The organism is Agrococcus sp. Ld7 (genome assembly GCF_045064095.1).
GTDB lineage: Bacteria > Actinomycetota > Actinomycetes > Actinomycetales > Microbacteriaceae > Agrococcus.
Genome location: NZ_JBISGY010000035.1, coordinates 12,770 through 25,859 on the forward strand (window position 1 = coordinate 12,770; position 13,090 = coordinate 25,859).

A 13,090-nucleotide genomic window follows, 5' to 3' on the forward strand; every position below is an offset into this window, starting at 1 on the left:
GTCGCGTGCTCGACGGCCTCGACGGCGACCTGCGCATCGCGCGGGCGACCGTCGCGCTGCTGCCGCGCGAGGCGCGCCCCGCCGTGGTCGCCGCGCACGACATCTTCGCGGCCCTCGCCCGCCGCATCCGCGCCACACCGGCCGCCGAGCTGCCGCACCGTCGCATCAGCGTGCCGAAGCTGGAGAAGGCGGGCATCGTCTCCCGTGCCGCACTCGGTGCCGGAGTCGTGCGAGCGACCCCGATTCGGTCTCTGGAGATGGAGCGTGCCCAATGAGCCGCATCGTGGTCATCGGCGGCGGCGTCGCCGGCATCACATCCGCCGGTCTGCTCGCACGCGACGGGCACGATGTGACGCTGCTCGAGCGCAGGCAGGAGCTGGGCGGCCGCGCGGGCGTCTGGCAGGCGGACGGCTTCACGTTCGACACCGGGCCGTCATGGATGCTCATGAGAGAGCCCTACGAGCACGCCTTCCGGATGCTCGGGTCGACGCTCGAGCGCGAGCTCACCATTGAGCGGCTGGATCCCGCCTACCGCGTCGTGTTCGAGGGCGAGCGGGAGCCCTTCGAGGTCTCCGGTGACGTCGAGGTCACGATCGCGCGCTTCGAGGCCATCGAGGCGGGCGCGGGCGAGCGCCTGCGCCGCTACCTCGACTCCGCCACCGAGACGGCGACGCTCGCGACCGGCGGGCTGCTCTCGAACCGCTTCGACTCGGTCGGATCGTTCCTCGGCCTCGGGCTCACGCGTCGCCTGCCGACGCTCACGCGGCTGCTGCTGGAGTCGCTCGAGTCGCGGGTCGCGCGCGTCGTGCGCGACCCCCGTCTGCGGCAGGTGCTCGGCTACCCGGCGGTCTTCCTCGGCACGGAGCCGCGATCCGCGCCCTCGATGTACCACCTCATGAGCCACTTCGATCTCGTGGAGGGCGTCTGGTACCCGATGGGCGGCTTCACGGCGATCGTCGACGCGCTCGCGCGGCTCTCCGCGGAGGCCGGCGCGACGCTCCGCACCGGCGCGGGCGTGCGGCGCATCCTCGTCGATGACGGCGTCGCGCACGGCGTCGAGCTCGAGGACGGCGAGCGCATCGACGCGGACATCGTGGTCTCGGCGGTCGACGGCCACGCGACCGACACGCGGCTGCTCGCCGGCGTGCCGGACCTCGCGCGCCGCGGCGGGCGTCGCTGGGCGAAGCGCGTCGCCGGACCGTCGGCGGTGCTCGTGATGCTCGGGGTCGAGGGCGCGCTGCCCGAGCTCACCCATCACACGCTGCTGTTCGCGAAGGACTGGCAGACCGGCTTCGACCGCATCTTCGGCGAGCAGCCGGAGCGGGCGATCGACGGCGTCACGGATCCCGCGTCGCTCTACGTCAGCCGCACCTCTGCCACCGACCCGTCGGTCGCGCCCGATGGGCAGGAGGCGCTGTTCGTGCTGGTGCCCGTTCGCCCCGACACCCGGCTCGGCGCCGGCGGGATCGACGGCGCAGGCGACCCCGACGTCGAGCTGATCGCCGACCGGGCGATCGCGCAGATCGGCGAATGGATGGGCATCGACGACTTCGCGAGCCGCGTGGTCACCCGTCGCACCATCGGCCCGGCCGACTTCGCGAGCGACTTCGGCTCCTGGCGCGGCACCGCGCTCGGTCCCGCGCACACGCTGCGGCAGAGCGCCATGCTGCGCGGCTCGACCAAGCACGCGGATGTGCGCGACCTGCTGCTCGCCGGGGCGACGACCGTGCCCGGCATCGGCGTGCCGATGTGCCTGCTCTCTGCGGAGCTGGTCGTGAAGCACGTGCGCGGCGATCGCTCGACCGGCCCGCTGCAGCCGCTCGACCCGGCAGTGCCGTCATGATGTTCGCCTACCTCGGTGCGCTGCTGCTGGCGGCGCTGGGCACCGGTGCGATGGATGCGCGCTGGCGGCTGGCCATCTTCCACGACGCCGGCCGCGCGCTCGCGGCTGTCGGGGCGACCGCCGTCGTGCTGCTGCTGATCGACATGGCGGGGATAGCGACCGGCAACTTCCGCCTGGGCGCCTCGCCATGGATGACGGGCGTGGAGGTGCTGCCGCACCTGCCGATCGAGGAGCTCGTCTTCATCGTCTTCCTCGCCTACGTCTCGCTCGTCGCGTTCAGCGGGGCCGAGCGCGTGCTGGTCGCCAGACGGGAGCGTCGCGCATGAGCTACGCCCTGCTGCTGGCCGCGCCGCTGCTCGCCACTGCCGCGCTCGCGCTCATCGCATTGCGCCGCGACCGTCGCGGCTGGGCTGCGCTCGCGGTCGCCGCGGCCGTGGTGCTCGTGCTCACCGTCGCCTTCGACTCGCTCATGATCGCCACGGATCTGTTCCGCTTCGACGAGGCGCAGCTGCTCGGGCTGCGGCTCGGGCTCGCGCCGGTCGAGGACCTCGGGTACGCGCTCATCGCAGTGTTCACGGTCACCGCCATCTGGCGACTGCTGGGCCGCTCGCGGGCGGATGCGGCAGCGGCGACGGCGGGGAAGACGGATGCGGATGCCTGACCTGCCGCAGCGCACCGAGACCGGCGCCGACCGCGTCCGCCCGGTCTCGCTCGCGCGCCGCATGCTGCTCGCGTCGCGACCGGTCAGCTGGATCAACACCGCGTTCCCCTTCGCGGCGGCCATGCTGCTGACCACGGGCGTCATCGACGCGCGCCTCGTGATCGGCACGCTGTTCTTCCTGGTGCCGTACAACCTGGCGATGTACGGCATCAACGACGTCTTCGACTACGCATCCGACGCGCAGAACCCCCGCAAGGGCGGCATCGAGGGTGCGCTGCTGCCACCCGAGACGCATCGGGCAACGCTCGCGTGGTCGATGGGCCTCGCGCTGCCGTTCGTCGTTGCGCTCGTGCTGCTCGGCTCGCCCGCGTCGTGGGCGGTGCTGGCCGTGAGCCTGTTCGCGGTCGTCGCGTACTCGGCCAAGGGGCTGCGCTTCAAGGAGGTGCCGGTGCTCGACTCGATCACCTCGAGCACCCACTTCGTGAGCCCCGCCGTCTACGGGCTCGTGCTCGCGGGTGCCGAGTGGACGCCGCAGCTCGCCCTGCTGCTGGCCGCCTTCTTCTGCTGGGGCATGGCGAGCCACGCGTTCGGCGCGGTGCAGGACGTGCAGCCCGATCGCCAGGGCGGCATCCACTCGATCGCGACCGCGCTCGGCGCTCGGGGCACTGTGCGGCTTGCCATCGGCCTGTGGGCGATGGCCGGCGGGCTGATGCTGCTGACGCCGTGGCCCGCGTGGATCGCCGCGATCATCGCCGTGCCCTACATCGTGCTGGCCGCGCCCTTCTGGCGCGTGACCGACGAGGAGAGCGCAGCGGCGAATCGCGGGTGGCGGCGCTTCCTGTGGGTGAACTACGTGAGCGGCTTCGTGGTCACGATGGTGAGCATTGCGTGGGCGATGGGAGTGCGATGAACGGCAGACGGATCCTCGTGACGGGTGCGACCGGCTACGTCGGGGGGCGGCTCGCGCCGCGGCTCGTCGACGCCGGCCACGAGGTGCGGGTGCTGGCGCGCGACCCCGGCAGGCTGCGCGGCGCATCGTGGGCGGACTCGGTGGAGATCGTGCGCGGCGACCTGGAGGTGCAGGACGACGTGCATCGCGCGGTCGCCGGTGTCGACGTGGTCTTCCACCTCGTGCACGCGATGGCGGGCGGCGGTGACTTCGCGCGCGCCGAGCTCGTCCAGGCGCAGCACGTCGCGACGGCGGCCAAGGCCGCGGGCGTGCAGCGGATCGTCTACCTCTCGGGACTGCACCCCGAGGGCGAGGAGCTCTCGAAGCACCTGGCCTCGCGCGTCGCGGTGGGGGATGCGCTGCTCGCTTCCGGGGTGCCGACGATCGCGTTCGAGGCGGGCATCGTGATCGGCTCGGGCTCCGCATCCTTCGAGATGATCCGTCATCTCACCGAGGTGCTGCCCTACATGCCTGCGCCGCGCTGGGTGCGCAACTTCGTGCAGCCGATCGCCGTGCGCGACGTGCTGCACTACCTCGTCGAGGCCGCCACGGTGCCGGATGAGGTGCACGGCGCGTTCGACATCGGTGGGCCGGATGTGCTGCGCTACGGCCAGGTGATGAACGGCTACGCGGTGGAGGCCGGGCTGCCGCAGCGACCGATCGCGCCGCTGCCGGTGCTGACGCCCTGGCTCGCGTCGCAGTGGGTCAACCTGGTGACGCCGGTGCCGCGCGCGATCGCGATTCCGCTGATCGGCTCGCTGCTGCACGACTGCGTCGTCGAGGAGCACCGCATCGACGAGGTGATCCCGCCGCCCGCGGGTGGCCTGATGAGCTACCGCGAGGCGGTGCGGCTCGCGCTGGCACGCGAGCAGGCGGGCGACATCGAGTCGAGCTGGCGCTCTGCCTCGGCTGCGGGCGCACCGTCGGATCCGCTGCCGAGCGATCCCGCGTGGTCGGGCTCGACCGTCTACGAGGATGCGCGCGAGCGCACCACGAGCGCTCCGCCGGAGGCGGTGTGGGAGGTGGTCGAGGCCATCGGCGGCGACCACGGCTGGTACTCGGTGCCGCTGCTGTGGAGCCTGCGCGGCATCGCCGACCGGCTCGTCGGCGGCGTGGGCCTGCGACGCGGGCGCCGTGACCCGGCGGTGCTGCGCGAGGGCGACACGGTCGACTGGTGGCGCGTCGAGCGCATCGAGCGGGGCAGGCTGCTGCGACTGCGCGCCGAGATGAAGGTTCCCGGTCGCGCGTGGATCGAGTTCCGGGTGGAGCCGATCCAGAACGGCGGTGGCGAGCGCACGCGCTACAGCCAGCGTGCGATCTTCCTCCCCAGCGGGCTCGCCGGTCGGCTGTACTGGTGGTCGCTCGTCCCGGCCCATCAGGTGATCTTCGAGGTGATGGCGGCGCGCATCGTGGCTGCCGCGGAGGCGAAGGCGGCGGAATGAGGCTCTGGTCGCTGCATCCCGCCGCGCTGGATCGGCAGGGGCTCGTCGCCTGCTGGCGGGAGGGCCTGCTCGCCCAGGCGGTGCTGGCTGGCCGCACCCGCGGCTACACCCGGCATCCGCAGCTGCAGCGCTTCCAGTGCCAGCCCGAGCCGATCGCGAGCATCGGTGCCTACCTGGCTGCGGTCGCAGCGGAGGCCGACGCGCGCGGCTACCGCTTCGACCGCGCGCGCATCGACCGCGCACCGCTCGCGGGCGACCCGGCGGCGCCGCGAATCCCGGTGAGCGAGGGGCAGCTCGCCTTCGAGCTCGCGCACCTGCGCCGCAAGCTGGTCGTGCGCAGCCCCGAGGTGCAGCTGCCCGCCGAGCCGCTCCCGCATCCGCTCTTCACCGTCGAGCCAGGGCCCGTTGCCGACTGGGAGCGCCCCGACCCGATCGTTCCGTCCGACCATCGCACTCCGGCAGAGAGGTAGCAACACCATGACCGCTTCCCAAGTGACCACACCATCCACCGCCGAGCGCATCCGCCCATGGGTCGTGCTCATCGCGCTCCCGGTGACGCTCGCGGCGGCGGCGCTCGGCTCCGGAGCGTTCGGCGGGCAGGAGGTGCAGGCGTCCTCCAGCGGAGCGCTCTCCGCCGATGCCACGCCGCTGGCGCCGGCGTCGACCGCGTTCTCGATCTGGAGCGTGATCTACCTCGGTCTGGCCGCCTACGCCATCTGGCAGGTGCTGCCGAAGCAGCGCCACGATCCCAGGCAGCGCTCCATCAGCTGGCTGGCGACCGCGTCGCTGGTGCTGAACGCCACCTGGATCCTGTGCGCGCAGGCGGGCCTGCTGCCGCTCACCGTCGTGGTGATCGTGCTGCTGCTGGGTGTGCTGGCCGCGATCTTCGCGCTGCTGCGCCGCGCCAAGCCGCAGTCGATCGTCGAGTCGCTGCTCGTCGACGGCACGTTCGGTCTCTACCTCGGCTGGGTGTCGGTCGCCACGGTCGCGAACATCGCGGCGGCACTCGCTGCAGCCGGTTGGCGCCCCGAGCCCTTCGAGCCGCTCGCGATCCTGGTGCTCGCGGCGGTCGCGGTGGTGGGTGTCGCCATCACGCTGCGCGGTCGCGGCACGATTGCACCGACGCTCGCGATCCTCTGGGGTCTCTCGTGGATCGGCATCGGCCGCCTCTACGATCAGCCCGCATCCGCCACGGTCGCACTCGCTGCGGCGATGGTGTGCGTCGTGATCGGGGCCGCGACGGTGATCGCGCGCCTCCGTCGCGTGCCGGCGCAGGCCGCGGCCATCACGGACGAGTCTCGGTCGCCAGCGCCCACGTCCTGAGGATCTGCCGTCCGCGCTCGTGCTCGAGGGCCTGCAGTCGGGCCTCTCGCCGGGTATGGTTCCGCTCCGTGACGACCGGGCAGGCAGTGGCGCGTCGCCGCGGGACACGCTTCCCGCCGTCTCGTTCAGCCAGCAGTATACTCATGGTATGACCGTCACCACCATCAAGGTTCCGGTGGCGACGCGCGACCGGCTCAAGGCGCACGCTGCGGCGTATGGCGAGCCGCTGGGCGCGCATGTCGAGCGGCTGCTCGATCTTGCGGATCGCGAATCGCGCTTCGATCAGCTGCACAGCGCGGTCGAAGCGACCGTTGGGGCGAAGCTCGACGACTACTGTCGCGAGCGCGACGAGTGGCTCGATGCCGAGCTCTCCTGAGCTGCACCCGGGGCTCGTCTGCTGGACCGAGCTCGATCCCTCGGTCGGTCGCGAGCGGGCCGGCCGGCGTCCTGTGCTCATCGTGTCGAGCCGCGGCTTCCTCAAGGTCGTCGATGCGCTTGCGATCGTCGTGCCCGTGACGTCCGTCGACCGCGGATGGCCGAACCACGTTGCGCTCGCGTCCCTCGACCGCCCGTCGTTCGCGATGACCGAGCAGCCGCGGACGGTCGCGCGAAGCAGGCTGGTCGGAGTGGCTGGGCGAGCATCCAGGGGTGAGCTGGCGGAGGTGAGGCGCTGGCTGGGCGACTTCCTCGACCTGCCTGCGTTCGCGCCGCGCAGTCACTGAGTCGGCGGCGCGGCCGTGTCAGCGGTGCTCGAACCGCCAGGGCAGCGCACCGACGTGCAGGCGGTGGCGCGGACCCTCCTCGGTATCGGGGGAGCCGTCGTAGTGCTCATCGCCGTGCCAGAGCGCCAGCCCCCGCTGCGCGTCCTGCTTCGTCTCGTACACGCGAAGCTCGTGCTCGCGCACGGCGTGCAGTGCAGCCTCGGCCGTCGGGAACGCCATGAGCGTGTCGAGCGTGATCCACGTGGGCGGGAAGAGCCGCAGGTCTCCGGCGCCGTGGCGCTTGAGCGCATCCGCAGGCCGGATCCACTCGTGCGCGTCGACCTCGCTCGGCTGCGGCACGATCTCGCCGTCGGGGGCTTCCGCAACGAAGAACCAGGTGAGGAACTTCGTGTCGAGCTGCGCGGGAGGCGACCAGTGCGACAGCGGCACGAGCGCCTCCGGTGCGACCACGAGGCCGGTCTCCTCGGCGGTCTCGCGGACCGCAGCGTTGCGCGCGGATGCCTCGGTGGCCGCGGCTCCGAGATCGGCGCTGACCGCGTCGTCGGGTGCGGTGTCGACAGGCTCGACCTTGCCGCCGGGGAAGACCCAGCCACCGGCGAAGGCGCCGCGATCAGGGCGCTGCAGCAGCAGCACTTCGATGGCGCCGGGGCCGTCGCGCAGGAGCACGAGCGTCGCGGCGGTGCGAATGTCGGTCACGCGCTCACGCTATCGCCGCATCGTCCAGGTGCTCGGATGCCTCGCCCGTCGAGGCGGGGATCGGCGCGTCAGCGACGGCGTGCAGGTCGGGCTTCTGCGCCGGCACCGCGAGCACCTCGAGCGCGGGCGCATGATCGAGCGTCGGTTCGAGCCCCTGCAGGCTCGAGAAGCGCCGCGCCTGCGTGACGACGTTGCGGTCGAGCGATGCGTTGAAGGCGTTGTATGCCTCGACGGTCTTGTTCAGGCGCGTGCCGAGCGTCGTCAGGTGCGTGCCCATCGTGCCGAGCCGCTTGTGCAGCTCGCGGCCCACCTCCAGCACACGCATCGCCTCGCCGGCGAGCTGCTCCTGCCGCCAGGTGTAGCCGACGGTGCGCAGCAGCGCGACGAGCGTCGCGGGGGTCGCCAGCACCACGTTGCGCGCGAAGGCGCGCTCGAAGAGCGTCGGATCGCGCTCGAGCGCTGCGTTGAGGAACGGCTCCGCAGGCACGAACATGACGACGAACTCGGGCGTGCCCGGCACCGCCTCCCAGTACGATTTCGCGCCCAGCTGGTCGATGTGGTCGCGGAGGTGCCGCGCGTGGGCGTCGAGCCGCTTGTCGCGCGTGGCGTCGTCGCGCGCCTCCATCGCCTCCAGGTAACCGTTGAACGCAACCTTCGCGTCGACGACGATCTGCTTGTCGCCGGCCAGGTGCACGAGCAGGTCGGGCCGCAGTGCGCCGTCGTCGGTCGCGTGGTGCGCCTGCTCGGTGAAGTCGACGTGCTCGAGCATCCCGGCGGCCTCCACCACGCGACGCAGCTGCAGCTCGCCCCAGCGTCCGCGCACCTGCGGCGCGCGCAGCGCGTTCACGAGCTGCCGCGTCTCGAGCGAGAGCTGCTCGGAGGAGGAGCGCATCGCGTGCAGCTGCTCGGTGAGGGCCGCGTTGGCCTCGGCTCGCGCCTTCTCGGCGGCCGACACCTCACCGCGCACGGTCTCGAGCGACTTCGACAGCGGCTCCACGAGCTGCTTGACGGCGGCCTCGCGCTTGGCGAGCTCTGCGGCGCCCTCGGTGGTGGAGCGGCGCAGCCGCTCCTCGGCCTGCTCGAGGAACACGGCGGAGTTGCGCTCGAGGGCGGCGCTCGAGAGCTTCGCGAACTCGTCGGCACGCCGCTGCGCATCCGCCTGCAGCTCTGCGATCGCAGCGCGGCCGCGCTCGCGCTCCTCGGCGAGGCGGTCCCGCGCCTCCGCGCGCACCTCCTCGAGCTGCGCGGCGTGGCGGCGCCCTGCCGCGTCGCGCTCGCGCTCGGCGATGGCGCGCTCGCGCTCGCGCTCCTGCTCGACGACGTCGAGCCGCCCGCGGGCAGCGTGCAGCTCGCCGCTCGCTCGCGCGGCGCCGACTCGCATGCCCAGCCAGGCACCGAGCGCGCCGGCGAGCAGCACGGCTGCGAGGGCGGTGATGACGATCAGCGGGTCCATGCCCCCCACCACACCACGGCCCACCCACGTGCGCTCGCATCCCACGCGCGCTGCGATCCGCAGCCGCGGGCCCGAAGGCATCCGGCCGCGTGAGCGCGCACCGGGCGCGACGCGTAGGGTCGGGGCATGGTCGAGATCCAGCGCATCCTCGCGCCCAACCCAGGCCTCATGACGCTTGACGGCACCAACACCTATGTGATCGGCGGTCAGGTCGTCGTCGATCCGGGCCCCGCGGACCCGGAGCACATCGAGCGGCTGGTGGCGCTCCAGCCTCGGCTGGTGCTCGTCACGCACCGGCACGAGGATCACACCGAGGCGGCGGCAGAGCTTGCCCGCTCGGTCGGCGCTGAGCTCCGAGCACTCGACCCCGAGCAGTGCTTCGGTGGCGAGCCCCTCGTCGATGGCGAGTGGATCCCGGTGGACGACGTCGAGCTGCAGGTGCTGGCCACCCCCGGTCACACCTCGGATTCCGTCTGCTTCGTCGTGCCCGACCAGGCGGTGCTGACGGGCGACACGGTGCTCGGCCGCGGCTCGACGGTGATCATGCATCCCGACGGCGCGGTCGGCGCATTCTTCGCGAGCCTCGACAAGCTGGAGGCGCTGGGCGACCTCGAGGTGCTGCCGGGCCATGGCGAACCGAGGTCGTCGATCGCCGAAGCGGCCCGCGAGTACCGGGAGCACCGCACGGCGCGGCTCGCGGAGGTGCGCGCAGCACTCCGTGACCTCGGCATGAACGCAGGCGACGCGGATGTCGCCGCCGTCACGGGCCGCGTGTATCCGGATGTCGACGACCAGATCCGCTTCGCCGCGGAGGCGTCGATGGCGGCGCAGCTCGCCTACCTGGCGACCGATACCAACACCGACACACTGCCCTCGGGCGAGAAGGAGTGATCATGACGGACGATGCTGCGATGCTGGGACTTGCCGGGAAGAACGGGTTGGTGACGGCCGCCGGCGACGGCATCGGTCGGGCGAGCGCGCTCGCCTTCGCCCGGGCGGGAGCTCGCGTGCTGATCTCCGACATCTCGGCGGAGGGACTGGATGAGACCGCCCGGCTGATCCGGGAGGCCGGCGGCGAGGTCGAGAGCATGATCGGCGATGCCTCCTCGGAGGAGGTCGCCGAGGCGATGGTCGCACGGGTCGTCGAGCTCTGGGGCTCGTTGGACTTCGCGCACAACAACGCCGGGATCGGTGCCGCGAATGCGCCGTTCGCCGACCAGGATCGAGCGGCCTGGGAGCGGATGTTCTCGGTCAACGTCTTCGGCACCATGGTGTTCATGAAGCACGAGCTTCGGCAGATGGAGTCGCAGGGTCACGGGGCCATCGTCAACACCTCCTCGATGGCGGGCAAGAGCGGCAGCCCGGGCCTGTCCCCGTACAACGCCTCGAAGTGGGCCGTCAACGGGATGACGCAGACCGCGGCGGTGGAGTACGCGGCGAAGGGGATCCGGGTCAACGCGATCTGCCCGGGCGCGACCGTCACCACCGCGCTGCGGACCTGGAAGGAGTCGTCGCCGGACGCGTACGACGCGGTGGTCGCGACGATCCCGATGCGTCGCATGGCCGAGGCCGACGAGCAGGCCGACGCGGCCGTGTGGCTGTGCTCATCGCAGGCGAGCTACATCACCGGCACGCTGCTGAACGTCGAGGGCGGCGACGGGATCCTGGGCAAGGGCTGACCGGCCCGCCCCGCCCGGCGGACGCGCTCGCGTCAGGCGGGGGCGTCCGCCGGCGCCTCGCCGCCGATGTCCGGCAGCGCGCTGTAGATGTCGTCGCCGCGCAGCAGCGCTTCGGCACCACCGTCGACGTAGATGGTCTGCCCGGTGACGTGCGAGTTCTCCTCGCTGACGAGCCAGGCGAGCACGCCCGCGACCGTCTCGGCGCTCGCGTGCCCGTTCAGCGGCATGGGCAGCTGCGCGTCGAGCATGTCCTTGTTGTCACGGATGAGCTCAGCGGTCATGGGAGTCACGACGACGCCCGGACCGACGGCGTTCACGGCGATGCCGGCTCCCGCCCAGTCAGCAGTGGGGGCGACGCGACGGATCCAGCGCGAGATGGCGCGCTTCGAGCCGCTGTAGTTGACGAAGCCGGCCTGCGGGCCCTGCGCCGCGGCGGCTCCGCCGATCTGCAGCGCCTGCTCCTCGTCTCCCGCGAGCAGCGCATCGACGAGCTCGGGGATCGTCGGCTGCAGCGACGAGAACGAGGAGGTGATGGCGACGCGAGGCGCGCTCGACTCCGCCAGTGCGGGTCGCAGCGCCTCGAGGAACTCCGTCACCCCGAAGTAGTTGATCGACAGGGTCTTCGCGATCGGAGCGGAGATGCCAGCGCACGCGACGACGACATCGACGGACCCTCCCGCGGCGTCGAGTGCGGCGTGCGCGGCAGCGGTGCGGCCGTCCGGGGTCGAGAGATCCCCGTCGATGTCGCTGCCGGCGAGGTCGACACCGACGGTGCGGTAGCCCCGCTCCTCGAGCAGCGTCTTCGTGGCCCTGCCGATGCCGGATGCGGCGCCCGTGACGATTGCGGTGCGAGCCACGGCTCAGCCGCTCTTCCGGCGGTGGACGCGCTTCTGCACGGCGGGCCCGCTGTGGGCACCCTGGACGCCGCTGGTCGGGCTCATGCCCTGCCCGTGGTGTCCGAGCTTCTTCTTCTCGAGCGCCTCGCGGAACTTGCGTCGCTGCGCGTCCTCCTGCGTCTCGCTGCCCTCGGGGGTGTCCGGAGGGGTCTGGGGCGCATCCGGCTCGGCATCGTGACTCGTCATGCGTCAACCTTGCCGTCTCCGTCGCCGGATGTCGACCCCGACCCACCCTTCGGTGGAACCGCTTCCGCCCAACGGGTCGCGGCCGGCGCTCGCCGGTCACCGCGCAGCCTCGGTCTGCCGGAGGGCAGGGATGCCTGTGGGGCCCCCGCGGCGACCGTGCGCACGAGCGTGGTGAGCCACACGAAGATGATGCCGACCACGATGACCTCGAGGCCAGCGATGCTGATGAGCGCGAACGGGCGCCAGAGCAGCAGCGCGGCAACCACCCCGATGCCGGCGCCGACGGTGGTGAGCAGCATGGCGCGCGGGGGACCGGGCATGACGATCAGGACGGCCACCGCGCTGGCGCCGAACAGCCCGAGGGTTCCGAAGGCCGCGATGCTGTGCACAAGGCGGTCGCCGCTGACCGGGAAAAACCCGACACCCGCGAGTGCCGCGCCCGTGAGCGCGAACAGCACGACCACCGCGGCGATGCGGCGCAGCGCCCCGTCGCCGAGCCAGCGATGCAGGTCGCGGCCGAGATAGGCGCCGATCGTCGCCACCAGCAGGCCCGCCACGATGAGCGTGCCGTTGAACGCCCACGCGCCGGTGCCGGTGCCGAGCTCGGAGAAGTGCCGCTCCCACCAGCGGGGATCCGCCGCCGTGATCATCGCGAAGAGCGTGCCGATCGTGAGGTAGCTGAACAGCAGGGTTGCCAGGTCATGCGTGCGCAGCTCCACCCCGGCCTGGTAGGAGAGCCAGCCGCTCGCCGCACTCGCGATGCCGGTGAGGAGCGCGCCGCCGATGGCAGGCGCCTCAAGCCCCTGCAGGCCGAGCGACAGGATCTCGCCGCCCGTGATGACGCCCATGTAGGCGACGGCGGCGAACGCCACGGTGAGCGCCACCGTCGCTGCGCGCGACACGGCGCGCTGCCACGGCGGCATCGGCACCGTCTCTCCGCGGCGGTGCAGCAGCGTGCTGAGCACGAATGCGCAGGCGGCGACGAGCGCCGCGATGCCCGCGGTGGGCTGCGTGACCGACCCCTCGCCCGTGATCGGTCGCGGATCGCCCGCCAGCGCCACCAGGCCGAAGAGCACGCCGACGCCGAACGATGCCCAGGCGGCGAGGATCGCCTGCGACTCCCTGCGGGTCGCCGGCTGCGTCTCGCGATCCGCGGTGTCGTGTCCCACACGGTCGATGCAACCATGCTTCCGGCTCGAACCGTCACGGGGTTCCTCAGCAGGCCGCTTCACGACGATGA

General features: G+C 72.2%; 17 protein-coding genes. 12 read left to right on the plus strand and 5 right to left on the minus strand.

The annotated features are described in order from the left end of the window. Positions 1-5 precede the first annotated feature (5 nt). The 10 genes from ACJJVL_RS11700 (at position 6) to ACJJVL_RS11745 (ending at position 6,940) form a co-directional block, all read left to right on the plus strand. Positions 6-275, plus strand: coding sequence for a hypothetical protein (locus ACJJVL_RS11700; RefSeq protein ID WP_405218847.1), 270 nt, complete (start codon positions 6-8; stop codon positions 273-275). Beyond that, positions 272-1,843, plus strand: coding sequence for a phytoene desaturase family protein (gene crtI, locus ACJJVL_RS11705; protein WP_405218848.1), 1,572 nt, complete (start codon positions 272-274; stop codon positions 1,841-1,843). Before ACJJVL_RS11700 ends, crtI begins: the two co-directional genes overlap by 4 nt. Then, positions 1,840-2,169 (plus strand): lycopene cyclase domain-containing protein, encoded by a 330-nt coding sequence (locus tag ACJJVL_RS11710; RefSeq protein WP_405218849.1) that lies wholly within the window; start codon positions 1,840-1,842, stop codon positions 2,167-2,169. Before crtI ends, ACJJVL_RS11710 begins: the two co-directional genes overlap by 4 nt. Next, on the plus strand, positions 2,166-2,504 hold the full coding sequence (locus ACJJVL_RS11715) for a lycopene cyclase domain-containing protein (protein WP_405218850.1): 339 nt from the start codon (positions 2,166-2,168) through the stop codon (positions 2,502-2,504). The genes ACJJVL_RS11710 and ACJJVL_RS11715 overlap by 4 nt, the downstream gene beginning before the upstream one ends. Then, positions 2,497-3,414: a prenyltransferase gene (locus tag ACJJVL_RS11720; RefSeq protein WP_405218851.1), complete on the plus strand. Its 918-nt coding sequence runs from the start codon at positions 2,497-2,499 to the stop codon at positions 3,412-3,414. The genes ACJJVL_RS11715 and ACJJVL_RS11720 overlap by 8 nt, the downstream gene beginning before the upstream one ends. Beyond that, entirely contained in the window at positions 3,411-4,895 is a 1,485-nt protein-coding gene (locus tag ACJJVL_RS11725) for an SDR family oxidoreductase (RefSeq protein ID WP_405218852.1), read from the plus strand. Before ACJJVL_RS11720 ends, ACJJVL_RS11725 begins: the two co-directional genes overlap by 4 nt. Continuing rightward, a complete protein-coding gene (locus ACJJVL_RS11730) occupies positions 4,892-5,365 on the plus strand; it encodes a pyrimidine dimer DNA glycosylase/endonuclease V (RefSeq protein ID WP_405218853.1) in 474 nt (157 codons plus the stop codon). The genes ACJJVL_RS11725 and ACJJVL_RS11730 overlap by 4 nt, the downstream gene beginning before the upstream one ends. A 22-nt stretch (positions 5,366-5,387) precedes the next feature. Then, on the plus strand, positions 5,388-6,218 hold the full coding sequence (locus tag ACJJVL_RS11735; protein ID WP_405218854.1) for a tryptophan-rich sensory protein: 831 nt from the start codon (positions 5,388-5,390) through the stop codon (positions 6,216-6,218). A 148-nt stretch (positions 6,219-6,366) separates the two neighbouring features. After that, positions 6,367-6,594 (plus strand): hypothetical protein, encoded by a 228-nt coding sequence (locus ACJJVL_RS11740; protein WP_405218855.1) that lies wholly within the window; start codon positions 6,367-6,369, stop codon positions 6,592-6,594. Beyond that, entirely contained in the window at positions 6,578-6,940 is a 363-nt protein-coding gene (locus ACJJVL_RS11745) for a type II toxin-antitoxin system PemK/MazF family toxin (RefSeq protein ID WP_405218856.1), read from the plus strand. Before ACJJVL_RS11740 ends, ACJJVL_RS11745 begins: the two co-directional genes overlap by 17 nt. A gap of 18 nt (positions 6,941-6,958) precedes the next feature. On the opposite strand, the gene ACJJVL_RS11750 is transcribed toward ACJJVL_RS11745, so the two are convergent. Both ACJJVL_RS11750 and rmuC read right to left on the minus strand, forming a co-directional pair. After that, positions 6,959-7,636 carry an NUDIX hydrolase gene (locus ACJJVL_RS11750; protein WP_405218857.1) on the minus strand — a complete coding sequence of 226 codons (678 nt, stop codon included), beginning with the start codon at positions 7,634-7,636 and terminating at the stop codon, positions 6,959-6,961. Between the two features lie 4 nt (positions 7,637-7,640). Next, complete coding sequence (rmuC, locus tag ACJJVL_RS11755) at positions 7,641-9,089, minus strand: DNA recombination protein RmuC (RefSeq protein ID WP_405218858.1); 1,449 nt, start codon at positions 9,087-9,089, stop codon at positions 7,641-7,643. A gap of 126 nt (positions 9,090-9,215) precedes the next feature. Between rmuC and ACJJVL_RS11760 the strand changes: the two genes are divergently transcribed. Together ACJJVL_RS11760 and ACJJVL_RS11765 are read left to right on the plus strand one after the other, a co-directional pair. Next, positions 9,216-9,980, plus strand: a complete 765-nt coding sequence (locus tag ACJJVL_RS11760) for an MBL fold metallo-hydrolase (RefSeq protein ID WP_405218859.1) — start codon at positions 9,216-9,218, stop codon at positions 9,978-9,980. Positions 9,981-9,982: 2 nt separating this feature from the next. After that, positions 9,983-10,768 (plus strand): SDR family NAD(P)-dependent oxidoreductase, encoded by a 786-nt coding sequence (locus ACJJVL_RS11765; protein ID WP_405218860.1) that lies wholly within the window; start codon positions 9,983-9,985, stop codon positions 10,766-10,768. A 32-nt stretch (positions 10,769-10,800) separates the two neighbouring features. Here ACJJVL_RS11765 and ACJJVL_RS11770 read toward each other — a convergent pair whose 3' ends face one another. From ACJJVL_RS11770 to ACJJVL_RS11780, 3 genes are read right to left on the minus strand one after another with little or no spacing between them, the layout of a single operon-like run. Further along, positions 10,801-11,625, minus strand: coding sequence for an SDR family oxidoreductase (locus ACJJVL_RS11770; protein ID WP_405218861.1), 825 nt, complete (start codon positions 11,623-11,625; stop codon positions 10,801-10,803). A gap of 3 nt (positions 11,626-11,628) precedes the next feature. After that, the gene (locus tag ACJJVL_RS11775; protein ID WP_405218862.1) at positions 11,629-11,850 is read right to left on the minus strand and encodes a DUF5302 domain-containing protein; all 222 of its coding nucleotides are present in this window, start codon (positions 11,848-11,850) and stop codon (positions 11,629-11,631) included. Further along, positions 11,847-13,019, minus strand: coding sequence for a DUF998 domain-containing protein (locus tag ACJJVL_RS11780; protein ID WP_405218863.1), 1,173 nt, complete (start codon positions 13,017-13,019; stop codon positions 11,847-11,849). Before ACJJVL_RS11780 ends, ACJJVL_RS11775 begins: the two co-directional genes overlap by 4 nt. Between the last annotated feature and the right edge of the window lie 71 nt (positions 13,020-13,090).